Annotated in this window: 29 protein-coding genes; 21 read left to right on the top strand and 8 right to left on the bottom strand. The window is 43.3% G+C overall.

Annotated elements, in window-relative coordinates; translation table 11 throughout:
• The first annotated feature begins 191 nt into the window (after positions 1-191).
• From OM416_RS03125 to OM416_RS03110, 4 genes are all read left to right on the top strand, one after another.
• The gene (locus OM416_RS03125) at positions 192-1,469 is read left to right on the top strand and encodes a WD40/YVTN/BNR-like repeat-containing protein (RefSeq protein WP_264926915.1); all 1,278 of its coding nucleotides are present in this window, start codon (positions 192-194) and stop codon (positions 1,467-1,469) included.
• Positions 1,470-1,616: 147 nt separating this feature from the next.
• Entirely contained in the window at positions 1,617-1,826 is a 210-nt protein-coding gene (locus OM416_RS03120) for a hypothetical protein (protein ID WP_264926913.1), read from the top strand.
• 122 nt (positions 1,827-1,948) lie between these two features.
• Positions 1,949-2,266, top strand: a complete 318-nt coding sequence (locus OM416_RS03115) for a transposase (protein WP_264926911.1) — start codon at positions 1,949-1,951, stop codon at positions 2,264-2,266.
• Complete coding sequence (locus tag OM416_RS03110; RefSeq protein WP_264926909.1) at positions 2,215-3,099, top strand: IS3 family transposase; 885 nt, start codon at positions 2,215-2,217, stop codon at positions 3,097-3,099. The genes OM416_RS03115 and OM416_RS03110 overlap by 52 nt, the downstream gene beginning before the upstream one ends.
• A gap of 83 nt (positions 3,100-3,182) precedes the next feature.
• Here OM416_RS03110 and OM416_RS03105 read toward each other — a convergent pair whose 3' ends face one another.
• From OM416_RS03105 to OM416_RS03090, 4 genes are all read right to left on the bottom strand, one after another.
• Positions 3,183-3,521 (bottom strand): tyrosine-type recombinase/integrase, encoded by a 339-nt coding sequence (locus OM416_RS03105; RefSeq protein WP_264926907.1) that lies wholly within the window; start codon positions 3,519-3,521, stop codon positions 3,183-3,185.
• 120 nt (positions 3,522-3,641) lie between these two features.
• Positions 3,642-4,769, bottom strand: a complete 1,128-nt coding sequence (locus tag OM416_RS03100) for an NtaA/DmoA family FMN-dependent monooxygenase (protein ID WP_264926905.1) — start codon at positions 4,767-4,769, stop codon at positions 3,642-3,644.
• A 46-nt stretch (positions 4,770-4,815) separates the two neighbouring features.
• Entirely contained in the window at positions 4,816-5,994 is a 1,179-nt protein-coding gene (locus OM416_RS03095) for an MFS transporter (protein WP_145148322.1), read from the bottom strand.
• A 356-nt stretch (positions 5,995-6,350) separates the two neighbouring features.
• Complete coding sequence (locus OM416_RS03090; RefSeq protein WP_264926902.1) at positions 6,351-6,794, bottom strand: MarR family winged helix-turn-helix transcriptional regulator; 444 nt, start codon at positions 6,792-6,794, stop codon at positions 6,351-6,353.
• A gap of 363 nt (positions 6,795-7,157) precedes the next feature.
• Between OM416_RS03090 and OM416_RS03085 the strand changes: the two genes are divergently transcribed.
• From OM416_RS03085 to OM416_RS03010, 16 genes are all read left to right on the top strand, one after another.
• Entirely contained in the window at positions 7,158-7,328 is a 171-nt protein-coding gene (locus tag OM416_RS03085; protein ID WP_264926900.1) for a hypothetical protein, read from the top strand.
• 384 nt (positions 7,329-7,712) lie between these two features.
• Positions 7,713-8,516 (top strand): class I SAM-dependent methyltransferase, encoded by an 804-nt coding sequence (locus tag OM416_RS03080; protein ID WP_264926898.1) that lies wholly within the window; start codon positions 7,713-7,715, stop codon positions 8,514-8,516.
• A gap of 23 nt (positions 8,517-8,539) precedes the next feature.
• Entirely contained in the window at positions 8,540-10,333 is a 1,794-nt protein-coding gene (locus OM416_RS03075) for a serine hydrolase domain-containing protein (protein ID WP_264926896.1), read from the top strand.
• Positions 10,334-10,354: 21 nt separating this feature from the next.
• On the top strand, positions 10,355-11,134 hold the full coding sequence (locus tag OM416_RS03070; RefSeq protein WP_264926894.1) for a phosphotransferase: 780 nt from the start codon (positions 10,355-10,357) through the stop codon (positions 11,132-11,134).
• Positions 11,135-11,194: 60 nt separating this feature from the next.
• Positions 11,195-11,620 carry an NUDIX hydrolase gene (locus OM416_RS03065; RefSeq protein WP_076331603.1) on the top strand — a complete coding sequence of 142 codons (426 nt, stop codon included), beginning with the start codon at positions 11,195-11,197 and terminating at the stop codon, positions 11,618-11,620.
• A gap of 92 nt (positions 11,621-11,712) precedes the next feature.
• Positions 11,713-12,213: a hypothetical protein gene (locus tag OM416_RS03060; protein WP_264926891.1), complete on the top strand. Its 501-nt coding sequence runs from the start codon at positions 11,713-11,715 to the stop codon at positions 12,211-12,213.
• A 68-nt stretch (positions 12,214-12,281) separates the two neighbouring features.
• Entirely contained in the window at positions 12,282-12,704 is a 423-nt protein-coding gene (locus OM416_RS03055) for an NUDIX hydrolase (protein WP_264926889.1), read from the top strand.
• 116 nt (positions 12,705-12,820) lie between these two features.
• Complete coding sequence (locus OM416_RS03050) at positions 12,821-13,315, top strand: AAA family ATPase (protein WP_264926887.1); 495 nt, start codon at positions 12,821-12,823, stop codon at positions 13,313-13,315.
• A 41-nt stretch (positions 13,316-13,356) separates the two neighbouring features.
• The gene (locus OM416_RS03045) at positions 13,357-13,950 is read left to right on the top strand and encodes a C39 family peptidase (protein ID WP_264926885.1); all 594 of its coding nucleotides are present in this window, start codon (positions 13,357-13,359) and stop codon (positions 13,948-13,950) included.
• A 200-nt stretch (positions 13,951-14,150) separates the two neighbouring features.
• Entirely contained in the window at positions 14,151-14,543 is a 393-nt protein-coding gene (locus tag OM416_RS03040) for a DUF2500 domain-containing protein (protein WP_264926883.1), read from the top strand.
• A gap of 147 nt (positions 14,544-14,690) precedes the next feature.
• Positions 14,691-15,440 (top strand): glucose 1-dehydrogenase, encoded by a 750-nt coding sequence (locus tag OM416_RS03035; RefSeq protein WP_264926881.1) that lies wholly within the window; start codon positions 14,691-14,693, stop codon positions 15,438-15,440.
• A 204-nt stretch (positions 15,441-15,644) separates the two neighbouring features.
• On the top strand, positions 15,645-17,330 hold the full coding sequence (locus tag OM416_RS03030; RefSeq protein WP_264926879.1) for a hypothetical protein: 1,686 nt from the start codon (positions 15,645-15,647) through the stop codon (positions 17,328-17,330).
• Between the two features lie 160 nt (positions 17,331-17,490).
• Entirely contained in the window at positions 17,491-17,913 is a 423-nt protein-coding gene (locus OM416_RS03025) for a cell wall hydrolase (protein ID WP_062836075.1), read from the top strand.
• 18 nt (positions 17,914-17,931) lie between these two features.
• On the top strand, positions 17,932-18,447 hold the full coding sequence (gene gerQ / locus OM416_RS03020; RefSeq protein WP_169480978.1) for a spore coat protein GerQ: 516 nt from the start codon (positions 17,932-17,934) through the stop codon (positions 18,445-18,447).
• A 207-nt stretch (positions 18,448-18,654) separates the two neighbouring features.
• Positions 18,655-20,226 carry a sigma-70 family RNA polymerase sigma factor gene (locus OM416_RS03015; RefSeq protein ID WP_264926877.1) on the top strand — a complete coding sequence of 524 codons (1,572 nt, stop codon included), beginning with the start codon at positions 18,655-18,657 and terminating at the stop codon, positions 20,224-20,226.
• A 414-nt stretch (positions 20,227-20,640) separates the two neighbouring features.
• Positions 20,641-21,957 carry a hemolysin family protein gene (locus tag OM416_RS03010; RefSeq protein WP_264926875.1) on the top strand — a complete coding sequence of 439 codons (1,317 nt, stop codon included), beginning with the start codon at positions 20,641-20,643 and terminating at the stop codon, positions 21,955-21,957.
• Positions 21,958-22,026: 69 nt separating this feature from the next.
• Here OM416_RS03010 and OM416_RS03005 read toward each other — a convergent pair whose 3' ends face one another.
• On the bottom strand, positions 22,027-22,677 hold the full coding sequence (locus tag OM416_RS03005) for a hypothetical protein (RefSeq protein ID WP_264926873.1): 651 nt from the start codon (positions 22,675-22,677) through the stop codon (positions 22,027-22,029).
• Between the two features lie 233 nt (positions 22,678-22,910).
• Here OM416_RS03005 and OM416_RS03000 point away from each other — a divergent pair, with 233 nt between their 5' ends.
• Positions 22,911-23,423 (top strand): hypothetical protein, encoded by a 513-nt coding sequence (locus OM416_RS03000; RefSeq protein WP_264926871.1) that lies wholly within the window; start codon positions 22,911-22,913, stop codon positions 23,421-23,423.
• 2 nt (positions 23,424-23,425) lie between these two features.
• On the opposite strand, the gene OM416_RS02995 is transcribed toward OM416_RS03000, so the two are convergent.
• The 3 genes from OM416_RS02995 to OM416_RS02985 form a co-directional block, all read right to left on the bottom strand.
• Positions 23,426-24,379: a hypothetical protein gene (locus OM416_RS02995; protein ID WP_264926868.1), complete on the bottom strand. Its 954-nt coding sequence runs from the start codon at positions 24,377-24,379 to the stop codon at positions 23,426-23,428.
• Positions 24,357-24,947, bottom strand: coding sequence for an RNA polymerase sigma factor (locus tag OM416_RS02990; protein WP_264926866.1), 591 nt, complete (start codon positions 24,945-24,947; stop codon positions 24,357-24,359). The genes OM416_RS02995 and OM416_RS02990 overlap by 23 nt, the downstream gene beginning before the upstream one ends.
• A gap of 249 nt (positions 24,948-25,196) precedes the next feature.
• Positions 25,197-26,429: an aminopeptidase gene (locus OM416_RS02985; protein ID WP_264926864.1), complete on the bottom strand. Its 1,233-nt coding sequence runs from the start codon at positions 26,427-26,429 to the stop codon at positions 25,197-25,199.
• Positions 26,430-26,498 lie beyond the last annotated feature (69 nt).

Genomic DNA, 26,498 nt, shown 5'->3' with positions numbered 1-26,498 from the left:
GGTAATAAATATGCGACATGTAGCCCAGAGCATCAGCTGGAAAAAGGGAGCGGGCTGGCCATGAGTGGGCAATGAGCCTTTTACACAAGGTTTGTGGTAGAATAAGAGCAGTGGATTCTGATGAATCGTAAATAAAACGCCAATATACAGGCATGCGCGCCTGTATATTGGATGAGAGAGGTGGAACCCACTTGCGTTCGCAATGGATTAAAATCGCGCAGACAGCATTGCTGTCTATAGGTATAGCAGCTTTATTGGCTGCATGCACCGACTCAGATCAACCTCCGGAAGCAGAACCTCCGCAACAGCAGGAGGATGCCGGGAATACAGGGCAGACATTAACCGTCGTTCCCCCTGTCAACAGTACAGAATCTGCGGATATGGCCAAGTACCAAATACAGACCCGTTTGACTGATTTTCAGTTGCTCAATGACAACGGAGGATTGGCATGGGGTGTGACGCGGAATGCGCTGCGACTGTACTACACACAGGACCAGGGAAAGACCTGGACCAATATTTCACCTTCGGAAAATGTACAATTTCCGGCTAACCCTAAATATGGACAAAGCATTTATTTTGTAGATCGTACGCATGGTTGGATTGTTCGTGAAGGCATGGGCGGTACAGACACCATGGTGCTTCGTACGAACAATGGAGGGGTAAGTTGGAGTCTGTCATCGCTGTCCAAGACGGATAAAGTGACCGCGATCTCCTTTGTATCTCCTGAAAAAGGCTGGATTCTCACAACGGTGGATACCGCTATTGGTAAACAGGACAAGAAACTTTACTTCACCGAGGACGGTGGAATCACCTGGAATCGGATGTCATCCAGTGATGAAGATGGCAACCAGGAAGCAGAAGAGATTTCCAAACGTGGATACACAACGGGGATGACTTTCTCGGATCCGAAGCATGGTTTCTTAACAGCGCTTGAGTTCGGCACACCGAAGTTGTATGTAACATCAGACGGTGGAGAAAACTGGGATACTGGACCATCTTTCTTTGATCGAAACAAATTCAACGGCTGTGGTAATTTCAGTGTTAGTTCACCTCAGTTTTTTGGACGTGAAGCACAATCAGCATGGATGTCCATGTCCTGTTCTCAAGGGGAGAGCACGACATTCAATGGATTCTTCACCGCCGATGGCGGAAAGAGCTGGAAGCTGTCTAATTTCACTTTAAACAAACAAACGGGTGCGAATCGCAGTCTTTCACCTGTATTCCTGAACGCATCGGAAGGTTGGGCGATGCAAAAGGGCATAACCTACCACACCAAGGATGCGGGCAAAACGTGGAGCGCTCTTCCTGCAAGCAGTGTACTGGAGAAAATTCTCGAAGACTATCCGGAAATTGTGAAGATTCAGATGGTTACCTCCAAGCTTGGATGGATATTGGTTGAAAATACAGATGCCAAAAGATCGTTGTTATTGCAAACGGTAGATGGCGGTGTACAGTGGAAAGTACTATAAGTGCAATGTGTTATAGTTGTAAATAGATAGTGAAAGTAGAGGAGCCTGAGGGTTCCTTTTCTTTTTTTGCTTAGTTTGTGAAATAAATCACAAATAAATCCATTAGAAGGTGATATATTTAACTCAACAAGAGAAGGAGTGATGAAGATGAGAACCAACGGTCAAACTCAATTCACGCAGGCGGATGAATTAACCAGATATATGCTTCAATTATGCTACACATGTGACGATGCCAATCGTTGTACGACAGAGGAAGCGGTGAAGGCTTGCATGGCAGAACACGCACAGGCGGACCAGCCCGAACCAGCCGAAGGTGGAGATGTAACTCGCGGGTTTATGGATATGATGTACGCTTAGTTATCAAAACTGATCAAAAAAAGCTGACATATCAACGTTTTGCCCCTGAAGTGCACCCCTTAGAATAGAGATTGGAAAAACCCCTGGGTTTAGCCGATGAAATTCTAGGGGGTGCATTTTTTATGGCGATTAAGGGACAAAAGTTTAAAACGTATTCGGAGAAGATAAAAAATGAGGCTATTCGTCTGCACACGGTTGAGGGGTGGACTTATCGAAAGATTAATGAACATCTGGGGATTCATGATCCAGGACGTATGAAGCGCTGGATGCGAAAATATCGGGAACAAGGTGGGTTTGGACTGATGGATCAGCGAGGTCGACGTAAAGAATACTTGGATCAAGACCGCTATGTACAAAAACTGAAACGGGAGAATGAGTTGCTAAAAAAGTGCTTGGTAATCTGGAGGGAGGAAGCAAACAAGAAAGATTTCAGATCATAGAAAAAGTAGCGGGATACGGTGATATCCAGAAACTTTGTGATGTGTTTGGCGTGTCACGGAGTGGATTTTATGCCTATGTAAAACGTAAACGATTCGATCGCGACGCAAAGGCGAAGAAACAGGTGCTTCAAACGTATCAACGATATGAAGGCAAATATGGTTATCGGCAACTCCAGTTGTTCCTTTGGCAAGATCAGGGGATTTGGATGAACCACAAAAAGGTGCTCCGCCTGATGCAAATGCTCGGTATTCAATCTCGAATCCGTCGTAAACGACGCTCCAGCAGCTCGTATACACCTGCGCAGCGTGTAGCAGAGAACCTCTTGAAGCGAGATTTCAGTGCAGAAAAACCGAATCATAAATGGGTAACGGATATTACCCAATATCGTGTGGGAGAGCGCTGGATATATCTTTCAGCCATAAAGGATCTGTTTAATAACGAAATTGTGGCTTACGAAATAGGCGAACGCAACGACAATGAACTGGTGCTTCGCACATTCAGCAAGGCGTTTGCGAAGCAAAAAGACGTGACCGGACTGGTCGTTCACAGCGACCAGGGATGTAAGTACACGTCTCATGCTTACCACGATATGCTGCCAAAGGTTGGCGCCCGAATCAGCATGTCTCGCCGAGGAAATTGTTATGACAATGCCTCGATGGAGAGTTTCTTCTCGCATCTCAAAACGGAAGGACTCTATCCTTATCATATCCGAACGCTTACCGAAGCACAAAGCAAAATCGAAAAGTATATCCGTTTTTACAACCGAAAACGGCCACAACGGAAACTGAAAAAACTGACGCCGGTAGAGTACCGACGCCAGTTTGCAGCCTAGGGTCTTTTTATAATGTCTGCTAGATGGGGGCTTGACTACCCCCAACAGGGGGCTGTTCTTATTTTTAAAAATCACTAAAAAAATCACATATCCTGCAGCACACTCATGTTCAACACTTCAGCAAAATGTTTTTTTAACTTTTGGTCCGCATTATTTTGCATTTTCTGAGTGACATGATTATATATTCCGAGAGTTATTTTTTCATCCCGATGCCCAACTCGTTGCATAATCGTTATTAAATCAACACCTGCCTCAGCAAGCATGCTGATATAAGTATGTCTTAAAATATGAGGTGTAGCATGTTTCTTTATAGTTGTTTTCTTCATAAGCTGTTGCATTCTTGTAAGAATGTACTTCTGATGTATAGGATATCCGTCGGGTTTTCTAAAAACAAAGTTCTCATCGTGGTAATGCTTATACATTGTTTATGGAAACATCTTTCCTGTGACTAACATAGTGACGAATCAGACCATTAGTTTTTCGAACATACTGATAGAAATGTTATTCAAAATAAAAAAGAGTTAACTTAAGTTGCGGGTTCTTCATACTGAATATCTATTTTCTGGATAAGGCAAACCTAAATTACCACGTAAAGTGTTTGATTCGTATTCCGTGCGGAAAATTCCCTTTTCTTGTAAAATAGGAATAACTAATTTGATGAAGTCATCGAATCCTGAAGGATGCTCCTGTCTGATCTTCAATAGGTCCATCGCACCTGCCTCATACCATTTTTGGATTTGATCTGCTACTTTTTCTGCAGAACCAAAAAATTTAGGTTTGGGTATTCTGTACCCAGGCATTAAACTTTCTAATTCTTGAAATTTTTCTTCAGCTTCTCTTTCTGTACGTCCTACAATCGGATTATGAGAGAGTGTAATTATGAAATCATCAGGCGAACGGCCTTCTAATGTGACCCTTCTTTTCACCTCATTACTGAATGCTTTAGCATCCTCTAAGTCATCAGAAGGAAGAAATACTCCGTCAGCATGCTTTGCGGCAATATTCATGAAATCCGAAGAGGAGCCCGCTTGGAAAATCACGGGTCTTCCTTGTCTCGAACGGCTAATATTTAACGGGCCATCCACTGAAAAATACTCCCCTTTAAAGTTTAGAGCGTGCATTTTTTTCGGATTAAAGAATATACCGCTTTGCTTATCCCGAATAAAAGCGTCATCCTCATAGGAGTCCCACAGGCCTTCAACAATCTCTAAGAACTCTTTTTTCATTGGATACAAATCTGCTTTTGAAAGATGGGTCCGGCTATAATTTGCTAATCCTCCCGGATTTGAAGTAATGGCATTCCAGCCTGCACGTCCATTACTAATTTTATCTAAAGAAGCCATCTGTCGGGCAACGGTAAATGGATCTGCATAAGAAGTAGCAATGGTTGCAGTAAGCCCGATTGAATGAGTCACCATGCTTAATGCAGAGAGAATAGTTACACCTTCGAACATGCTCAGATAATGTGGGATCATACTCGGTCCTATGTGGCTGACGTCAGTTAAAAAGATGGTGTCAAACTTTCCTTCTTCTAATCTTTTAGCCTTTTGTACATAGTACTCTATGCTCTCACTAGCATTAGCTGGCATATCTGGGTGACGCCAACCCATGTAATTCCAGCCAACTCCGTCTATGGTACCACCGATTTTAAGTTGTCTTTTCTCTTGCATGTATATCTTCCCCTTTCATTTTAACTTGTTTGTTGAAACATGCGTATTATCCGTTTAATCTGGTCTTGACATTTGAACGGAACAAAGCGAATGAAATTGCAAAAATACTAATTGCAACGACAACTGAAGCAGCGGCTACCAAACTGACTGATTGAATGGATAATCCGGCAGTGACCAGCCCTCCGAAAGCTGCGCCCGTGGCCATACCTAGTTGCAAGACGGAGCTGTTTAAACTAAGAATAATTCCGGACGCCTCTGGAGCGATGGAGACGAGGTTGTACTGCAGGGTTGGCCCTGATGTCCAAGCAGCAATGGCCCAAACCATAAGCAAAACAAAAGTGACAATATACGACCCTGCTATGGTAGAGAGCATTATAAGAGCAAGAGCATTAACAGACATACCGAAAAATAGTGTACGGGCGAAGCCTAAACGGTCTGTCATAAATCCACCGAGCTTGGAGCCAATTAATGTTGCAATCCCGAGAACAAGTAAAGTAAGACTTAATGCTTGTTCACTCATCGGTGAGACGGTATTCAGGAAAGGTGTAATATACGTATAAAATACCGCGTAACCAATAAATAAAAAGAATGTCACGCAGAGAGAGAAAGTAACCTTTGAATTCTTCAAAAGTGCGAGTTGTTTGCCAAGAGGAACTGGCGCTTCGTTTTTTGTTGCAGGAATCATTCTAGCAACAGCAAAAATTGCTAGGAGACATAAGAGACCGATGCCCCAATAAATTACCTTCCAATCGAATGATGCAGCAATGAAACGGCCTATGGGGACTCCAATGACAAGAGAAGCACTAAATCCCATTGTCACAGTAGCCAGGGCACTCGCTTGATGACCTCGTGGTGATAATTTTGCTGCGAGGGAGAAGGCAGTGACAATAAAGACTCCCATTCCAACTCCGAGTACAATGCGTGACAGCATCAAAAATCCGAAACCAGAAAAAATGACCGTCATAGCACTTCCTAGAACAGTTAAAGAGAGAGCCAATATCAACTGTTTACGCTGATCTAACTTCGCTGTTGCTAAAATAATGATGGGCGTGCCTATTGCATTGGCTAATGCAAATAGGGTAACAAGCTGACCAGCAGCAGAGACGGTTACACCAGCATAATCAGCAACTTTGTCCAAAATGCCCACAAAGACATTTTGCGAAGTGCCGACTAAAAGGCTGATCAGGGTCAGCAAGTATATTTGTAGTTTCCAAGTTTTACTCATTTTATTAATCCACCTTGTAATCGATAATTTGTAATTCTGAAAATATTGAGCTGAAATATGATTACTTGAATCTTCATCTCATTCCAAAAAAATTAAACACACTTTAAATACTCTAGTGAAAAGGGTAGTATGCTTCTTTCAAGATGATTGGACGCTTTGTTACTTCAGTGATACTCGTAACAGCTTAGCTAGCCAATGCTACAGCTTAAACTAATATTTAGTATTACTAAATATATAAACAGAGTTTCTTCTCATTATTTTCAATATAATTAACATATTCACCTCAATTCATCTTACAATAATATTTATTTAGGTAAACTAAATAATAAGACGTGTTAAAGAGTTCTGTCAAGAAATTATCTTTTAATATTTTTTTCCATTCGTTGTAGCCAGACTCGCATTAAAGATATTTCTTCATTCGTAAATCCTTCTTGCATTTTCTGTTCAATAACATCAATTGTATGCAAATTCTTTTCTTCTTGCGCTTTACCTGTCTCTGTAAGAAATATTCTTTTCACACGTGCATCTTTTGAATCAACCTTCCGGATCACCCAACCCCCTGCAACCAAGCAGTCAATAAGATTTGATAACGATGCAGGACGGATATTTAACTTCTCCAATATCTCTTTTTGAGTAAGTCCATCTCCTGTTTTCCATAAACAGCGTAATACATCTATCTGGGCAGAAGAGAGTCCGTCTTCTAATTTAGCGCATATTTGGTTGGTGAGGTGTGTTAAGTCACGAGAAATCCGTTTAATCGAAAAAAAGGTACCACCTTGATCATTCATTTTATCATCCATTTATTTAACCTCCCTAAACTTTATTTTGTAACATTTGTTGACTGAATGTCAACCTTGATTAAAACATGAGAAAATCAGTTATGTCGACGTGCATATGTTCCGTAAGCACCAAGTTCACATCAAATTTAATTTTGACTGAGTATTTTTTTATTTGAACACCGAACGTATATTCGCATATAATAACTGAAGTTGAAAACATTTACGAGGATCAAAGCGGATAGATCACAAAGTGACGTATCCAGGTCAACAGCATTCGATCCGGAATGATCAATATGATCTTTTGTCGGTGCAGCCGCGGACATTTAAGGAATCCGGTTTACTGGCATGCCGTCCGATCATGACAACAGCACAGGGGGCTATCTAATGTTGGCGAATTACGAACGAAAAGTATTAAGGATATTGTTTAATTACAGTAGTGGTCGCAGAAGGTTAAAACGGGTAAGGGGAAGCCGGATGTTATGGCTGCTCTGGACGCTCTTGTGGCTGCGGAATACATACATTGGGAAGACAGGTCTGACACTGCCCACATATTGATACTGGAAGGCTGGGAACGCGATGCGGAGAAAACTAAGATCGATCCTAAACCTGCGCCAGCTTACAACAATAACAATAATACGGACTACTGGGCTCAATACTGAGGAGGTTTGAAATATGGCAAGCAAATTGACGGCGAACGGCGTATACGAGGGATCACAGCTTATCCTTCCAGAACACATGGAAGCGTACTTGGTTTAACTTAGGCTAATCATTCACGGAGAACGCTCCTTCGGGAGGGTTCTTTTTGATTTGGAGAGCAATGTATGCGCTCTTAAATGTACTGCGCAAATATTGCAGTGTGGGTTATTATAGAAATAATTAAGGTAATTTGCTCAAAATGTGGAATTAATTCAATTGACTCTTAGTTTGGAGGACGATGACATGGAGAAGAGTTCTAAAGTTAGAACCAACATGATCGGCGGTAGGCAGGTTGATGCCATATCGGTCGACATGGATAAAGGAAGTATTCATGAAACCAATGGCTTGTTTTGGAATACGAAAGGAAATGATATTTTAGGAGCGACAGCACTTCCGCTCTATGGAGCATTTGTCTCCGAAGAAAAGCACCATCTTTTTGGAGAAATCTCGGAAAAAAAGATACTGGAAATAGGCTGTGGAAGCGGTCAATCCTTACGGTATTTGGGAGAACGTCAAGCGAGTGTACTATGGGGGACGGATCTATCAGAAAATCAAATTGAAAAGACACAACAGCTTTTGACGTCGTGTGGTCTTTCAGCGATCTTAATCTGTTCACCTATGGAAGAAGAATGTGGCATACCCAAGGATTATTTTGACATCGTTTATTCGATTTATGCGATCGGCTGGACAACGGATCTTGAAGGGACTTTTCTCCAGATTGCTTCCTATCTTAAGAAGGATGGCGTATTTATCTTCAGTTGGTCTCACCCGATCCACAAATGTGTTGCTGCAGAAGAGAATAGACTTATTTTTAAAAAATGTTACTTTGATGAATCTTGGTTCTCGGTAACTCTTGGCGAAAGTAAGCTCGCCTTATCGGATCGTAAACTATCAACCTATGTGAATGCGTTGGCAAAAGCAGGATTTGTCATTGAGCAATTCATTGAGGAATCTGATGATGACTTGATGCAACTGCAAAATGATGATTTTGCCAATAAAGCAAAGATGCTCCCTGTAACCTTTGTGATAAAAGCACGAAAACTATAGAAGAAAGATAAGGGGAGTAGCCAATGCAAATTAATCGAAGATATCATGCTCTTAATAAAATAATCGTTGGTATTCTGGTACTCGCATTAATCATTGTGACATGTTCAGTACCTGTGTACGCTGAGGTAGAAAATGTGGAGACTACGCCCTCCAGAATTGCCTTGTCTTCGCTAGAGGAAACGATAGATTCATATGTGGCTACGAATCAGAAGAACACCGCTGCCGTTTCGGTTGTAGCTATCAAGAACGGTGAGACGATTGTGAATAAGGCCTATGGATACGCAGATTTTGAGCAACAGAGAAAGGCGGATACCTCTACTGTTTTTGAATGGGGTTCAACCTCTAAACTATTGGTCTGGACGAGTGTGATGCAACTTGTCGAGCAGGGGAAGCTTGATTTGCATACCGATATTCAGAAATATTTGCCGGAAGGATTCCTAAAGAAGCTTGAATACGATGATCCCATTACCCTAATGAACCTTATGCATCATAACGCAGGGTGGGAGGATAGATTGATCGATTTATGGTATTCATCCGAGAGTGATATTGTGGAATTAGGTGAGGCTTTACAAAAATTTGAGCCGAGGCAGATCGATAAACCTGGGAGTGTCGTTGCTTATTCAAACTATGGAACGGCTATGGCTGCTTACATCGTTGAATTGCAAAGCGGACAACCCTTTTACAAATATGTCAATGAACATATATTTAAACCGCTGAACATGAAAGACACTTCGATTCACCCGTCACAGTATGATAATCTAAATGTCTTGAAAAGAAGAAATGAGATTCAGGGGTACACTACCCATTTGAAACTCATCCCTAAGAACAGAGCATACATAAGCTTATACCCTGCTGGGGGCGCCATTGGCACAGCAGAGGATGCAGCTAAATTCCTTGCAGCCTTGATGCCTGTGGATCGTAGCAATTTATTATTTGCGAACAAGGACACGTTAGACGAGATGCTGTCCACAAGTCTATATTACGATGGAACTTCTACTCCTCGAATTGCGCATGGCTTCTTTGAAGTAGAGTACTGGGTGCCTGCTTTGGAACACGCTGGAAGTACGACGGGATTTTCAAGTAGATTTGTTTTTGACCCGAAGTCTAATTTTGGGTTCGTGGTCATGACAAACCAGTCAAATGAAATGACTTATAACATTGGTCTTGTCCAGAAGGTGTTTGGAAGTAGTTTTAGCACGAATTCAGTTGAATCTGAGAGTGGAGGATATTATCTGCCTGCGCGACGGGTCGTTTCCGGTTTTACGAAGGCGTATTCAATGTTAAGTCTGCAGAAATATACCACATTTGACCTTAGTAATTTTGCCAATGTTGTTGAGCGTAATGGCACTATTGAGAAGGTCTCTATGTCTTATAATGACTTTTTGCCCGTATCCAACTTAACGATAAACTTGATCAAAGCATCTTTTATTGCTCTTGCAGTAGCCATCCTACTCAGTTTGAGAGCTACAATTGGTTATTTTATTCGGTTATCCAAATACAAATTAAAAAACTGGGAAAGACCAGGTACAGGATTTGATAAGTATCATATTGCCATTAATATTGCCAGTCTGGCATTAATTTTGAATACGATCCTATTGTTCATGCGCGCCTTAGGCTTCTCCACCTATTCTTCGTTACGCATACATCTCATTTTGAACCTGATTTATGTGATTTTAGCTGTGGCGTACCTTGTCTTGATGTTCTACAAACTACTGAAGAGAAGTTACAGTAAAAAGCAAAAGGCGGTATACATCTTGTCTGGCATATCTGCTTTCCTCTTTGCTGCTTTTGTTGTGGGGTGGGATTTGTACTTTTAGAGCGGTAGAAAGGATGAAACGATGAATATTCAGGATCTCCCAATTGAGATAATAAAACAGATAGGGAAAGTACAGAACATCACTTTTCCTAAGCAAGGTCATACTTCTACTGTGGCTATACTGGATACGTTTGATCAAAAGTACATCATCAAGAAGACAGAAAACGATCTTTATAATGAATGGTTATCCGATGAATATAAGGTGCTCCAATACCTTTACCATACGGGACTCCCTGTTCCAAAGGTATATTCATTTCATGTTGAGGATAGATCGAGATGGCTTTTAATGGATTATATTGATGGAATAAGTTTAAGAGAATTCCTCTCTATGATGCCTGATCTTCAAAGTAAAGAAAAAGCGATTTTTAACTTTGGGCTCTGTTTAAAGAAAATACATGAATCCTCTTGTCCTGTTGAATTATTGAACAATGACACTCCTTGGCTAGATACAATGCTTAGTAAAGCAGAATATAATCTAACTCACTTTGCTGTAGACGGATCAGCAGAACTACTTCAACAGTTGAAAGAAGGAAGACCGGAACCAATAGATAACACTTTCATTCATGGAGATTTTACTATAGATAATGTGCTAGTTAATGATTGCAATATTGTTGGAGTTATTGATTGGGCAGGAGCAGCGTATGGCGATCCAAGATATGATGTAGCATTAGCCATTAGACCGAAACATAATGCTTTTGATAATGAAAGAGATAGAGAAATATTTTATAACGGTTATGGAAAGTTAAGAATAACGGATGAAGAATACAATTATTTTGAAGATGGGATATATAACTTCTTTTAGTTTGGCTTTAAATCATGCTCTTCAAGCGAACATCCAATCCATTTAGAAGGAGTCGAATAAATGAGCCCTCCAAAACATATCGTATCTGCCGCTGCAATCGTGATTAACGACAAAAATGAATTATTACTTATTAGAGGACCCCGAAGAGGATGGGAAATGCCAGGTGGTCAAGTGGAAGAAGGAGAATCCCTAAGTCAAGCAGCGATCAGAGAGACAAAAGAGGAATCCGGAATCGACATTGAAATCATTAAATTCTGTGGAATATTTCAAAATATCGAAAATTCAATATGTAACACATTATTTCTAGCCAAACCAATAGGAGGAGAATTAACGATATCATCGGAGAGTTTAGAATCAGGTTTCTTTCCAATTGAAGAAGCCATTTTAAAAGTCGAATGGAAAAATTTCAGAGAAAGAATAGAGTATTGCTTAAAACCTGAGATGCAACCTTTTTGTATTGAGTTTAGTGATAAAAACAATATTTAAAAGCTTCGCTAGAATCGTATTGTCATCTAAATATTTCGGGAAATTTTGTGAGTATTTTTTAATGGACCAAAACTACGATAGGGGGAATTACATTGAATGCAACCTTTACTAAGGTGGCCGGAGTTAGCTTCATTATTTTATCAATCTTAAGACTAACTCCTTATATTAATGTGACTGGCAAGTGGTTGTTATACATTTCGATAGCAGCATTTTTTCTTATCCTATATGACTTAACGGAATTTGTGATGAAAAGAATAATGGCAATTAACAGTTTGAAACTAAGCAAGGTTTTATTTAGCTTTCGCCCATTGTTTCTTGGGTGTGCAGTGATGGCTATCATAGTGTTGCCAAATATAAAGGTCGCTATCTCTGTTAAAGACGTGAATACTTATAGTGATTTTTTTACTTTGATTAGCTTAGGCATAGCAATAATGTTAATTGGATTTAAAACTCAAAGAGAAGAATCTACTTCACTGAAAAAAACAAGGAGGAATGAGATTAGAGAATTTTTGAATTCAACTGAAGGAGAAATGATTATTAAGAAATATATAGAAGAACAATCAATAGAAAATAACAAAAAATTGATAAGTTAGGCAGGTCTAAGTAGTCATGATGAACGAAAAAAATCTGAAGGTCAATTCCAGAAAGGAAGTTCAAATTAATGAAACGAGTTGATGTAGTTTACTCACTACTAACCAATTCATCCAAATCTAAAGTGCTTGCAGTAAGAAATGTAGGGCGTTCAAGCTGGTCGCTGCCTGGCGGAGCTGTTGAACCCAATGAATCATGGGAACAAGCAGCAATCCGGGAAGCCCATGAAGAAACAGGACTTGATGTTACAGTTCATGGCATTGTAGCAATCAATGAGTGTAAATTTGAAGAAATCAAGGAACATGCCATTTTTATCACATTCAGAGCCGAAATCGTCGGAGGGAGAGAAGAGATATCAAGACCGGACGAAATTTCTGAGATAGCATGGTTGGATATAGCACAGGCAGATGAGCTTATGCCTTATTACAAGAACGGCTTTAAAAGCTTACTTACTGGCAACGAGATTACATATTTCAACGAAGGTAACAAGTGATGTTCTGGAGTGCGGTATCTCCAGACTTTTGTCAGGGTGAGTTAATCTTAGCTGATTGTCAACTGTGATCAAAGCGAAAAAACGTTAGAAACTGACTTATTTATTGGAGGACTTACATGAACAAATTACCTTTATTTATAGTGACAGGCGCAAGTGGAACAGGAAAAACAACGATCTCATCACATGTTCGCAAGTTACTCCCGGAATTTGACGTCTTTGATATGGATATCATCGATAACGTGGATTGGCAGATTGCCCAAGAGAATTGGTTGAGGATTGCGTATAACATATCGCTAAGTGGACGAGGGACTGTTTTATGCGGAACGATGGTGCCGGAAAACATTGCATCGTCTGATTACATAGATCGATTTGATCGGATTCTATATATGAATTTACATTGTAATGATGTCACACGTGAGAAGAGGTTGAAATTACGGGGGTGGGACGAGAATTCGATCGAAGATCACAAAAATTTTGCAAATTGGCTACTCCAAAATTCGAAAACTGCATTTGACCCACCACTGCAAACAATTGAGACGACAGAACTTACAGCAGAGGGAGTAGCTGAACAGATCAAAGAATGGGTTCTAAAAAACTGGTGTGAGGAATAAACACCTAAAAGACATCAGGATAAAGGGAAGGAGGTCACAAATTGTTTCTCAATGTATTACTTTGGTTGATTATTCTCTGGGTGATCTCCCTTCATTTCAGTTTTCCCAAGAAAGATCGCATGTACAAAGTCAATGTGCCAAGCACTTGCCATATTCAATCTCCCAATCGATTGGATATTCAGAAAAACTATGAATGCGCTGCATTTTCCAGTGCGTTCGTCTTGAGACATTTCGGGGTGGAGTCCAACGGGACAAAGCTCTATGAAACCTATCCTCGCAAATTACTGGATGGGACGGTATATCCCAAAGCGGTCGTTGTTTTTTTCAGAAAGCTTGGATATGAGGCAATGTACTTACGTGGGAATGTGAATACGTTGAAGAAGCAGATCAGCCAAGGGGTGCCCGTTATTTTATTTATTAGAGTACATCCAAAACAACGTTATTTGCATTTTGTTCCCGTCATTGGCTATGATGAAACGCATTTTTACTTGGCCGAATCGTTAGATCACAAGATGAATTGTGATGAAGCATATTACAATCGAAAAATCAGCATAAGTGAACTCAATACGTTATGGAGGTCATGGTTGCCCTTTTGTCAAAACTCATATATCGTCGTACATCCTGCGCAGATTTAAGTGCGTTGACATGACAGGAATGCGGAAGAGGCTTATATTGATGAACGGGGAATTATAGAGAACTCCCCAATTTTTATCTCCATTAATTTTTTGTTCAAATATTTAATCGGGTTAACAAGTTCTGTGTACGTCCGCATATACATTACAGGAGACGGGTCAAGACTCCGGCTGTCCTAAGTTGTATGAACGGAGGGAGAGACATGGGCATTGAATCATCCTGGATGTTTGATTTGTTTGGAACCGTCTTTCCGGTTGTATTTGTTCTGCTTATAGGTATAGTTCTTCTGTCGATGGGAAAAGAGGTATGGAGGTGGGGACGCAACAACTCGGAGCCACTGCTCACCGTACCTTCACGAATCACCAGCAGACGGATGAAGATGAGTCAGTCGCAATCCGAACCAGGCAGTACAGCACGAACCTCATATTACGTCACCTTTGAGGTAGAGAGTGGAGATCGGCTCGAATTCAAAGTCAATGGCGAAGAGTATGGTTTGTGCGCTGAGGGGGATGAAGGACGGCTCTCGTTCAAAGGAACGCGTTACATAGGCTTCGAGCGATATAATCGCTTATATTCCGAACGCCTACGTGGTTAAACCGATCAGCTTGCGCCAAGATGGCGTGAGCTTTTTTTGATTATTTGCTGGACAAGCGTTTCTTAATAGGCCCAACGTGTTTTTATATAAGGAGAGGCTTCATGAGATTATGATCGCAGGATCATTACCATAGAGGAGGAAATGAATATGTCATATACAGATCAGGTCGTTGTTGTAACCGGTGCCGCTCAGGGAATAGGACGCAGTGTGGCTGAGGCTTATGCGGTCGCCGGGGCTAAAGTCGTACTTGCCGACCACAAGGAAGCAGAAGGTGCGGCAGCTGCAGCTTCCATTCGTAATGAAGGCGGAGAAGCCATCTTTGTTCAATGTGATGTTCGGAGTGAGCAGGATATTACGAATCTTTTTCGGACCACCGTTGAGGAATTCAAGCAAATTGATGTTCTAGTGAATAATGCAGGACTTGCAAAATGGAAATCACCCTATGAGTTAACGCTGGAAGAATGGGACGATGTACTCAATACCAATGTGAGAAGTTGCTTTTTGGCGAGTCGGGAAGCAGCCAAACATATGAAAAACAACGAAAACGGGGGTGCCATTGTCAACATGGCTTCTACCCGTGCACTGATGTCTGAGCCGGATACCGAAGCCTATGCTGCCTCCAAAGGGGCAATTGTGGCTCTGACGCATGCGCTGGCAGTCTCACTGGGCAAAGACCAAATTCGGGTCAATTGTATCAGTCCGGGATGGATTGAGACAGGAGACGTGGAGAAACTAAAAAAGGAGGATCATGAACAGCATCCATCCGGTCGTGTGGGTGTACCTTCGGATATCTCCCGTGCTTGTCTATATTTATCTGACCCAAGCAATACCTTTGTCACAGGGACCAACCTCGTTATTGATGGAGGCATGACCCGAAAAATGATATATGAGGACTAGAACCGGGATCGAGCCAGGCAAGCTCTGCGGTGTCCCAACTTAATAGTGATAAGCCCAAGTTAAGCACTTGGGCTTATTTGTTTTTAATAACTCGGTTGCTATAATAAATGTGATTTTACAACAGTAGAGGAATGGAGGGAGTATATGTTCGGGAAACAATCCCGGAAGGTATTTTGGCTGTTACTGCTGATCGGAGGGATGATAATGATAGGGAATGAGTCACCTGCTGAAGCAGACGGCGCGGATATACGGGCGGCCTGGGTATGGCAGGCACAGTCTGTTAGCAACGGAGATGAGCTGCTGGCCAACGCAGCTAAACATAAGATAAACAGGCTGTACGTGAATGTAGACATGGCGCTGTCCAAGGAGGTATACCAGACGTTTATAGCCAAAGCAAACCGTGCAGGTATTGCGGTTGAAGCGCTGGGTGGAGATCCATCCTGGGCGGTGAGTGGCCGTGAAGGCCCCATGCTCAGGTTAGCATCCTGGGTGAGTGACTACAATAAGGTTGCTGAGTCCAACCAGCAATTTGATGCCATACATCTGGATATCAAGCCCTACGTGTTACCAGCCTGGAAAGAAGATGCCAAGCCATTGGTTCAATCCTGGGTGGCCAATATGAATCTGTTATTTGAGCAAGTGAAACAGGATGGCGCAGTTGATGTGAATGTTGACCTGCCATTTTGGCTGGATTCGTACACGGTTACAGGGAATAGAACTTCTGAGGATGCGGATAACGAACCATTGTCACGTTGGTTTATTGAACGAGTGGATCATGTCACTTTACTAGCTTACCGTGATAACGCGCAAGGCAACAATGGCATCATACGCTTAATTGAACAGGAACTGAACTGGGCGGATGCCAGCAATGCGAGCGTCACGGTTGGGTTGAACACCAAGCCTATGCCTGGCGAGGAGTTCACGACCTTTGCCGGTAAAGGGGCAGCGCAGCTGGAAAGTGTTATTGAAGAAGTTGCCTCCGCATTCAGCGAACATCCTTCCTACGCCGGTTCTGCTGTACATGACATCGTATACTGGGGACAACTGGAGCCATCGGAACTGCCATCACCGGAGATTCCATCCAATCAGCCAGAGATTCGGGGAACGTATATCTGGGAGGCCTCTCAGGTGACGAACGACGGAGGGGAGCACATTCTAGCATTCGCGAGAGAGCAGAATATTAATTGGTTATATGTCCGTTTGGATCTGGATCAACCCTATTCCAGTTACCGCAGTTTTGTGAAACGGGCCAAGGCCCAGGGCATTGAAATCCATGCGATGGGTGGACACCCGATCTGGGGTAAAAAGGAGAATCGTCCACGGATACAGCGTTTAATTGATTATGTGAAAAATTATAATGCTGAATCTGAGCCGGATGAACAGTTTGAAGGCATCCATTTGGATATCGAGCCTTACACCTTGCCAGAGTGGGAGAATAGTCGGGATACCCTGTTGACCGAATGGGCTGCTAACATTACATTTTTCCAGGAAGAGACGAAGAAGGACAGTGATCTCGAAACAAGCGCCGATCTTGCTGTATGGCTGGATAGCTTCGCGTTACCAGGAAAGGATACATCTGTGGCTGAGTTTATGATCCGTACACTTGATCATGTGTCGATGATGGCTTTCCGTAACAAGGCCGAAGGTTCCAATGGCATTGCTGCTGTGGTGAGTCAGGAGATGGAGATTGCCGATCGTTTGGGAAAAAGGTTGATGATTTCGGTAGAAATGAAGGAGAACCACGAAGGTCCTCATATTTCATTTTATGAGAAAGGGGCAGCGGAGATGGAGCTTCAACTTGCCAAGCTTCCGGATCTGCTGGCCGAATATCAGGCATACCAAGGCAATATTGTACATGCCTATGATTACTGGATTGAAGCCAAGCCTTGAACAGGCGAGTAATATAAGAAATAAATGGCTTTGGGACTTCACCTTAGGTGAGGTTCCGGGCTTTTTTTTATGGAAAAAAGATGGAATCGTGTCACCGAATGGGCTCCTGCACAATACGATGTACGGAGATGAACAGCTGAAACAAGGGAGGAAACAGACTATGGCTGTTATTAAAGCCAACTCAGAGGACGTCAAGCTATTGGCTAGGCTAATGAGGGCGGAGGCTGAAGGTGACGGCGAACAGGGTATGTTGCTTGTGGGCAATGTAAGTGTGAACCGGGTGCTGGTGGATTGTCTGGACTTTAAGGATATTCGCGACATCAATCGTATGGTATTCCAGAACCCTGGTGGCTACGAGTCAACCCAGAAGGGTTATTTCTATCAACGGGCGAGACAGTCCGAGATTCGTCTGGCACAGCGGGTGATTAATGGAGAACGATTCTGGCCAGCGAGCAATTCATTGTGGTTCTTCCGACCTGTGGGCGAGTGTCCGGAAACATGGTATAACCAGCAAAATACAGGACGTTTCAAAGCGCATTGTTTCTTCAGTCCTTCGGGCGAAGACTGTCCGGAAGTATATTAAATTTTGGGAGGAATCACCATGATTAATCAGCCTTATCAACCAACGACTCAAACATTGGGTCAGCAAGCGAATTCCGTGTTAGGTCAACAAGCCAATTCTCAGGTTCAAGGTACGTCTTACAAAATCGGTAACGGAATGCCTGCGATGTCAGTAACACCAGGTATGGTATCACCAAGCTCCACAAGTGTACCCCCACTCGTATCCAGTGGAAGCCCAATGACACCAACGGGTGCAGTAATCACGACAACGGCTCCACAGTTTGAGCAGTCGTACATTGAAAATATTCTGCGTCTGAACCTCGGGAAATTCGGCACGTTCTACATGACATACGAAGGTAACAAAGAATGGAACGCTCGCATATTCCAAGGTATCATTGAAGCAGCGGGCCGTGACCATATTATCATTAGCGACCCGAAGACAGGAAGACGGATCATGCTGTTGATGGTCAACTTCGACTATGCTACATTTGATGAGCCATTGTTGTATCAATATCCGGGCGTGGTAGGCAACTACCCACAAGCTCCAAGCAGATGATCATTGGCGCCTCATCAGTTTGAATAACACATACTGAATTACATGCTGTCCTGAGTGTGGATATCCGCAGACGGGACAGCTTTTTACATAAGAATTTGTGCAAAATGATTACTATATGATCGAGTCAGACGTAACCTTTTGATAAAAACATGGCACTTATATATGAACAGAACAAGAAACATACCTATATGAAGGGAGTCCATAGCATTGAAGTCATGGATTGAAGGAGCGATGAAGGGCGAACCCGAAGCTTACGCACAACTGATGTCTCAATATCGCGGGATGGCTCTTGCTGTTGCCTACAATCGTTTAGGAGATACATTTTGGGCTGAAGATGTCGTACAGGAGGCGTTTACTGAGGCCTTTGGCAATCTGTCCAAGCTGGAGGATTCGGAGGCCTTTCCTGGGTGGTTCAAAGTTATCGTGGAAAGGCAGTGTTATCGCTGGCTAAGGCGCAAGCAGCATACCCTGATTCCCGTTCAGGAGCTGGAGCATGTATTCCATGAAGAGGTTCAGTCGCATAATCCAGAAGAACAAGCGGTGCAAAACGAAATGCATCGTACGCTGCGTGATTCGATTGCAATTTTGCCGTCATCGATGCGGATTGCTGTTGAACTGTTTTATTTGGAAGGATACTCACTCAAGGAAATATCGGATTTCCTCGGGGTCAAGGTACCTGCATTAAAGAAAAGACTGTTCGATGCCCGATCCAAACTCAAGCGCTCTATGCCAGTGAGGGATCTGGTCTCGGTGTTCAGTGACTTGTATGAAGGGGGAAAAGGATTGTTACACATTATGAATGGAGATCACGCTGCCAATCGTTTAAGAGAAAGTGGAATCGAGGGAGATATCCTCGTATGGAGAGAATTGTACACGTTCGGACCGGTAGCCAAAGATATGGGAGAGGCGAAGGAGCGGAAACATCGGGCCTTCGTGTTAGAGCAGCAGTTGGGCATTCCACAGACGGAATACTTGCAGATCAAGGAGCTTGAACGCAAGTTGCATTCGTTTCAACAATATAAGGAGATTGTCCTGTGGTTCGAATACGATCTCTATGATCAGACGATGTTATCGTACCTGTTACATTATTTCAAAGGACAAGCACTCCAGAATACGAAGCTGAATCTGCTCTGTATTGACTCGTATCCAGAGATCGAGCATTTTAGGGGACTGGGTCAACTGACCTCCACGCAGATCGAACGTCTGTCCGGCAGTTGGCATGTGATTGATACGGACGAGCTACAAGCAGGTGCACAGTTCTGGGAAGCCTATACGTCACCTGATATCCGACATCATCTGGATTACTTGCAGGCAGACACTTCTGCGCTACCCTTTGCGAACGCTGCGTTCAAAGCTCACTTGTCTCGTCTGCCATCTGTATCGAACGGTCTGGGAGTTATTGAGCAGACGACACTAGAGACCATTAGAGCTGGTGTGGAGAGTCCGTATCCTTTGTTTCGCGAGGTAGGGGACAAGTTGCATATTGTCGGGATGGGTGATCTTGAATATTGGGCACATCTGAAACGGATGACAGAAGGACCTTATGCGCTGCTGCAGTTGACTGGTGCAACAACTTTCCCTAATTTCAGGCAGCATGATGAAAAATTTGGTGACGCAGTCCTGTCGCTGACGGAACTCGGGATACAGGTGCTGAGTGGGGAAGTCGATTGGACGTTGCTTAAGCAGGATGAATTCTGGATTGGTGGGTTGCATAACGAAAGCGGGGAACAAGCACAGTGGCGCTGGAATCCCGCTTCTGAGAACGTAGTGGAGATTTAGTCGACATAGGAAATAGAGCAGAGGATGCAGAGAAGCGGGCATTGGCCCGATACTCCTATGCTATATAAAAGTATTAAATAAAGAAAGTATCCAGCCATGCCGAAGCATGAGCTAGGATACTTTCTTTGGTTTGGTTAGATCATTGTTTGTGAAATGTTAAAAAAACAGCGTAATCGCTACTTTTGTTAAAGAAATAAGGCGTTTGTGCCATTTCGTTGTCATAGGACACGGATTGACTGTGTAGTGTAGAATTATATAATAAAAGAAGCATATCTTTGTTATTCGACAGAACCGGGTGGAGGTGGAAGCATTGGGAAGTTGAAATTGCATATGAACGGCAGAATGGCTAATATCCTACATTTTCGAAGGAGGTGGACCTATTTGCCGAAGAATGACGGCGAATAGGATGACAATTTGAGTGACCCCTTACCGAGTATTTTGAATTTATTATTAATTGGTTTACTTGTATTGATGAATGGTTTCTTTGTGTCGGCGGAATTTGCGATGGTGAAAGTTCGTGGAAGTCGGATTGAGGCTTTGGTGGAAACGGGAAACAAAAATGCAATATATGCTTCCAATATTGTGCGTAATATGGATGCATATCTGTCAGCTTGCCAATTAGGTATAACGCTGGCTTCACTGGGACTAGGATGGTTGGGAGAACCGGCAATTGCACATCTGTTAGAGCCCATGTTTACCGCATTTGGACTGGGACCAGTCTACGTTCATGGAATCTCTATTGCCATTGCATTTGTAATTATAACGATTCTGCATATTGTACTGGGGGAACTTGCTCCCAAAACGATGGCGATCCGAAAATCTGAAACGATCACGCTGTGGTCTGCAGCCTTGCTAACGTTTTTCTATAAGTTAATGTATCCATTCATATGGGCACTGAACGGTATGGCTAACGGCTTGTTGAGACTGTTCCGAATGGCACCAGCTTCGGAGATGGACTCCGCACATAGCGAAGATGAAATACGTATTCTGATGAAAGAAAGCAATAAGAGCGGTTTAATTGATAACACTGAATTAGCACTTGTTGATAATATATTTGATTTTACGGATACAACCGCCCGTGAAATTATGATTCCCCGGACGGAAATGATATGTCTGAATGCCAATGAGTCCATGCTAGAGAATCTGGAGATTGCCAGTGATAGTATGCGAACAAGGTATCCGGTGTATAACGGAGACAAGGATCATATTATCGGTTTTATTCACATTAAGGATCTGATGCGATCCCAACTTACGGATACCATCTCCGTAATCCGGCCGATCCTGGCTGTGCCCGATACCACACTGATTAGTGATCTGCTCAAGCGAATGCAGCGTAGCAAGACACAGATTGCGATTCTAATTGATGAATATGGTGGAACCTCCGGGCTTGTCACGCTTGAAGATATCATGGAAGAGATCGTAGGCGAGATTCAGGATGAATTCGACCAGGAACGTCCTGCCATTGAGCAAGTGGATGAGATGGAATACTCCATTGATGGATTGATGCTGATTGAAGAAGTCAGCGAAAGATTCGGACTGGAGATGGATCGTGCCGACTACGATACCATCGGGGGCTGGCTATACTCCAGAGTAGATGCTATTCCACCTAAGGTTGGTCAATCGGTGGAGTACGGAGGTTATGTATTTGTCATTCAAGAGACAGAGCATAAGCGGATTTCCCGAGTGAATGTGATTAAGCTGGAACTGTTGGTTGAAGAAGAAGGCGCGTAGTCGGATCGAAATTGTAACGGATGAAGCTGTATGATGACGTAATGGTCATCGTACAGCTTTTTTGCATGCTCATGATTCTTTGGGTGCATGAATGACAACATCGGCGTAACGATTCTCCGTGACCAAGCTATTTTCTATAGAAATTTGCTTATAAGTGACGTAAACATTCTCTCCCGGAGCTAGATCATGCTGGATATTCAACTTTTTTCGAGTGGATTGGGTTGTTGTTGGTGTCTTAATGGTGATGATTTCGTACATATGTGTATCGACGAAAGTAACCTCATAAGAATTGTAGTCCCCCACCTTAGTGGTGGACAGCACCGGATTTTGCTTATACTGAGTTAGGTGATCATTCACCATGCCAAGTGTTACGGGTAACACATAAAACAGAAGTACCAGCGGCAGAAGGCAGAAAGCAATCCCGAAAACTCGTAAAAATTTGACATGGGAAAGGGTTCGGCGACTCTGCTTGAAGAAAAGAAAAGCAAGGATGGGGGAAAGTACAAGTCCCCAGATCATAAAGGGTAATACATAGCGGTCAAGACCCATGCTTATCCAGCTCTCCCGAGCTGTAGCCAAGAAATATATTAAGGTCCCGAGGGTAAGCACGCCCACCAAGATAAGAAGAACACGTTTGAACGAGCCGGAAACTTCGATGTGTAGTTCATTCGGATTGGAGCTGTGACGATGCCTTCTGGATTTGGATTGAAGTTTGCTCAATTTATACACCTCATTTGCCAATTTCGTTTGTTAAACATCGTTCCGTACATTCATTACCCAATACATACGGGCTGGAATAATTTAGGTTTCAGTCATGCTAGAGATGCACGCAAAGACAAAAGACGCTTCCGACAGAAACATCGGAGCGTCTAATTTTTTTTGAAACCTATCACCCGATCCGTCCGTTTATACCCTTACACAAAATCAAATATGGAAGCGGAGGATGGATCAATATGCGGAAAATGAATAATAAGAGTGTAACATCTATACTAAAAATAACCCTTGCTGCCTTGTTAATGGTGCCAACGATCCTTGCTGTACCTGTGGCCGAAACAGCCGTTGCAAGCCCGATCATCAACGTGTCCTCTGGTGCACTTACAGCTCCACCGCCATCCGAACCAACCATCGATTCGCTTGCTACCACTCAGGAACGAGGACATATCTATCAGGCGGTCGGTGCACTCATCCCTGGGGGAGGACTTTCTGCCATCGTCAATACGAAGACCGCGACATATGTGGAAGTGAAGACACTTTCGGTAGATTACCGGCTTGAGCGCTGGACAGGAACAGCATGGGTAACTTTCAAAAACAATTCCAACAATGCAACGAAAACAAACTTACTGAATGCCACATCGGATTGGACCGTTATGCCAGGATATTATTATCGCGTTACCAGTATTCATACAGCGTATGATGGAAGTACTACGGATACAAGCAAACATGTTTCTGGCACCGTGTTATTTTGATCTTATCGGCGGGTACTGCCGGGAAACTTCTGCTCTTGAAAATCGTTGGCAATAGCCGTCATTTCTTCTTCAGAAAGGGTGCCAAACAGGCTCATATTGTTGGAACCCATCATCCACTGAAAGGAGTTATAGGGTGGGCCGATATACATCAGTGCTTCCGTGCCGTCCGCCAGCTTTACGGTGCTCATATCACGAAGCATGGCCCCTTCAATCTTCTCCCCAGGCATGACATAGACATAATCAAACTGGATGATCTCATCCTCTATGCTCTTGCCTTCACTGGTATATTGAACTCTCATTTGTGTGGACTCATAATAATCGTCTGGATTCACAGGGTTTTCAGTATCGAGCACGAGTTCGAATTTGACCTTGTTGAATCGCTCGGGAATGGCCTTGGATAACAGAAAGTCACCCATGAATCCATCGCGTGCGATTTCTTCCGTAACAAGTACTGGACGAAGCAGGTGGCTCGATAGCTCATACGAAGGTGTATTAAGAGCCTCTTCTTCTTGTACTTTAAGAATGTCATCTAAGCTCGTTTCCGGTGGTGGAGGCGTTTTGGCTGTTGACGGATCAGCCCCCAGATGGGTCGTGCGATCCTCGATGACAATGGATTTCATGCCATTACCCCAATCCTTGATGGATTGTACAAATGGGGATACCGCTTGCGTACCGGATGGCAGGCTGAAAATAACCGCCCCGATGGTCACGGATGCAGCTACGACAACGGAAAGTCGCAAGGTACGTATTCTTTTTTTACGTAAACCGATTCTGTTAATTTCCCTGTGTACCTTCTGCCAGGATTGCTGCATGGATTCGGTGCGGGAGGCGGAAGGGGCAGAGACGGCCTGATGGAAAGCTTCATCAAAAGCCAGTTCAAACGCAGCATCGAAATATTCGTCTTCCAGGTCTGAATCGAATGGCTCCACGTGCTTATCGGACTTGCCTTTGCTCAATGCTCCCACCCCATTCCTTATGTAATTTCTTCTTGATACTGCCGCGGGCTCTGAACAAGCGTTGCTTCACAATGTCTTCGGAGGTATCCAGCAGTTCGGCCATTTCTCGGTAGGAGAGACCTTCTTTCCACCGTAACTCCACCAGTACACGATATTCCGGTTTGAGCTGTCTGAGATAATACTCAATAGACTCTTCCATCATCTGCGTTTCTACCATGCTTTCCACGGAAGCTGCCGTCTGATTCATCGTCTCCATATCTATAAAAACACTATCCGTATCCACTTGGTTACGGTTATTTTTATTTTTTCTCAGATAATTAATAGCTGTGTTCCTTGTGACGACTTTGAGCCAGGCTTTCAGTTTGACCTCGTCTTCGAAAAGGGGTTTGTTTTTAATGATTTTGATAAAAGCTTCCTGAATAATATCTTCTGCAGCAGCACGCTCCTTGATGATATAAACGATGAGACCATGTACCATATTATAATATTCATAATACACTTCTTCTTGAAGTGCAGAGCCTAAATTATGGAAATCTGAGGCTAATAGTAACTGAAGCCGATTGGCCATGATGTTCTCCTTTCTGGTGAACAATCCACAAACATTGGTATCATTACATTTTACAACATAATATGGAAACGATACAATGGGAGGTTGGTCCGAGAAAAACCAGATGAGGAGAGCGTATGTAGCCTCCGGGACAGTTTGCTGAAAATTAATAAAAGGCCGTCTCGCCAACCATGAACACATGGTTGCAAGACAGCCTTTGCTACTATTTAGTGCAAATACATTACGGGGGAGAACTCTCATCCGTAACTGTTAGAATGCCCAATCTCCCTTAAGGAAGATGGCTTCACGTTCGCCGTTTGCCGTGATACCGTAGATGTTCGTCTCGGGAGAGCCCATCATGAAGTCAACATGGGTGATGCTGGTGTTCATGCCATGTGCTGCAAGCTCTTCGGGAGACATCGTCTTGCCACCTTCGATATTAGATGCATAGGAACTGCCGATCGCAAGGTGACAGGACGCATTCTCATCATACAACGTGGTGTAATACAAAATACCGCTCTCAGAAATCGGGGAATGGAAGGGAACCAGAGCCACTTCGCCAAGATAATGCGAACCTTCATCCATGGAGATGAGTCTTTCGAGCGTATCCTGACCTTCCTTCGCTTGAAAATCAATAATGCGTCCATTCTCGAAGGTGAGTGAGAAACGATCAATAATGCTTCCACCATAACTGAGCGGTTTGGTGCTGGATACTGTACCGTTGACACCAAGTTTGGCTGGAGCTGTGTATACTTCCTCTGTAGGGATATTCGCTACAAAAGATGTACCTTGCTCATTCACGCTGCCAGCTTGCGCCCAGATATGTCCTTCTGGAAGCTCAACCGTCAGATCCGTTCCGGGGGAGAGGAAGTGCAGTGCTTGATACTTCTTGCTGTTCAATGCAACGGCCTTGGTCTCCAGTCGTTCAATATGTTCTTCCCAAGCCGCTACAGGGTCCTCCAGATCAGCTCTTACCGCAGCGAAAATGGCTTCCCATAGCTGGCTAACCTGCTCAGCTGCCGGTAGATTCGGGAATACTTTGGCTGCCCAATCGGGGGAAGGACAAGCTACACCCGTCCAGCTCATTTTATCTGCTTGTTGATACTGACGATACTTGGCCATTGCCTGACCAAATGCACGCTGATGTGTCGAGATCCGCTCCGGGTCAATACCTTTCATCAGGTCTGGGCTGGATGATAATACGGTCAGGAAGGCTGCATTATTGGCCGCCAGTTCTTCAAGCTCCGCCGCATGCCATTTCGGTGGCTCTTGGAAGGATTCCTCAGGGGCCATCTCGAACCGTAAGCGATTAACGGTTTCATCTCCGTATTTTACAATAACCTGCTTGGCGCCAGCTTCGTATCCTTTGCGGACCAACAAACGTACGAATTCAGCGGTATCAATCATCGCACTGATGACAAAGACTTGCCCTGATTGCACGTTTGCGCCTACTTTTACAGCTAGTTCAGCGTAACGATCCAGTTTTTGTTCAAAACTTAACATATGCGTTCCCTCCAATGATTGAATTTTAGATCCTTTGACGCAGGAAAAGAGAGGAGTAATCTCCTCTCT

It is taken from the genome of Paenibacillus sp. LS1, from assembly GCF_026013365.1.
GTDB lineage: Bacteria > Bacillota > Bacilli > Paenibacillales > Paenibacillaceae > Paenibacillus.
Note: the sequence above shows the minus strand (reverse complement) of the source record. Positions and strands in the feature narration are given on the sequence as shown.

Bases quoted from the DNA above. Each gene is read 5' to 3' on its own strand.
- OM416_RS03115 (WP_264926911.1), top strand. From the start codon at position 1,949: ATGGCGATTAAGGGACAAAAGTTTAAAACGTATTCGGAGAAGATAAAA.
- OM416_RS02985 (WP_264926864.1), bottom strand. From the start codon at position 26,429: ATGTTAAGTTTTGAACAAAAACTGGATCGTTACGCTGAACTAGCTGTA.
- OM416_RS03055 (WP_264926889.1), top strand. From the start codon at position 12,282: ATGAAACGAGTTGATGTAGTTTACTCACTACTAACCAATTCATCCAAA.
- OM416_RS03000 (WP_264926871.1), top strand. From the start codon at position 22,911: ATGCGGAAAATGAATAATAAGAGTGTAACATCTATACTAAAAATAACC.
- OM416_RS02990 (WP_264926866.1), bottom strand. From the start codon at position 24,947: ATGGCCAATCGGCTTCAGTTACTATTAGCCTCAGATTTCCATAATTTA.
- OM416_RS03050 (WP_264926887.1), top strand. From the start codon at position 12,821: ATGAACAAATTACCTTTATTTATAGTGACAGGCGCAAGTGGAACAGGA.
- OM416_RS03090 (WP_264926902.1), bottom strand. From the start codon at position 6,794: ATGGATGATAAAATGAATGATCAAGGTGGTACCTTTTTTTCGATTAAA.
- OM416_RS03035 (WP_264926881.1), top strand. From the start codon at position 14,691: ATGTCATATACAGATCAGGTCGTTGTTGTAACCGGTGCCGCTCAGGGA.
- OM416_RS03025 (WP_062836075.1), top strand. From the start codon at position 17,491: ATGGCTGTTATTAAAGCCAACTCAGAGGACGTCAAGCTATTGGCTAGG.
- OM416_RS03040 (WP_264926883.1), top strand. From the start codon at position 14,151: ATGGGCATTGAATCATCCTGGATGTTTGATTTGTTTGGAACCGTCTTT.
- OM416_RS03030 (WP_264926879.1), top strand. From the start codon at position 15,645: ATGATAGGGAATGAGTCACCTGCTGAAGCAGACGGCGCGGATATACGG.
- OM416_RS03065 (WP_076331603.1), top strand. From the start codon at position 11,195: ATGAGCCCTCCAAAACATATCGTATCTGCCGCTGCAATCGTGATTAAC.
- gerQ (WP_169480978.1), top strand. From the start codon at position 17,932: ATGATTAATCAGCCTTATCAACCAACGACTCAAACATTGGGTCAGCAA.
- OM416_RS03100 (WP_264926905.1), bottom strand. From the start codon at position 4,769: ATGCAAGAGAAAAGACAACTTAAAATCGGTGGTACCATAGACGGAGTT.
- OM416_RS03120 (WP_264926913.1), top strand. From the start codon at position 1,617: ATGAGAACCAACGGTCAAACTCAATTCACGCAGGCGGATGAATTAACC.
- OM416_RS03085 (WP_264926900.1), top strand. From the start codon at position 7,158: ATGTTGGCGAATTACGAACGAAAAGTATTAAGGATATTGTTTAATTAC.
- OM416_RS03105 (WP_264926907.1), bottom strand. From the start codon at position 3,521: ATGTATAAGCATTACCACGATGAGAACTTTGTTTTTAGAAAACCCGAC.
- OM416_RS03080 (WP_264926898.1), top strand. From the start codon at position 7,713: ATGGAGAAGAGTTCTAAAGTTAGAACCAACATGATCGGCGGTAGGCAG.
- OM416_RS03075 (WP_264926896.1), top strand. From the start codon at position 8,540: ATGCAAATTAATCGAAGATATCATGCTCTTAATAAAATAATCGTTGGT.
- OM416_RS03095 (WP_145148322.1), bottom strand. From the start codon at position 5,994: ATGAGTAAAACTTGGAAACTACAAATATACTTGCTGACCCTGATCAGC.
- OM416_RS03070 (WP_264926894.1), top strand. From the start codon at position 10,355: ATGAATATTCAGGATCTCCCAATTGAGATAATAAAACAGATAGGGAAA.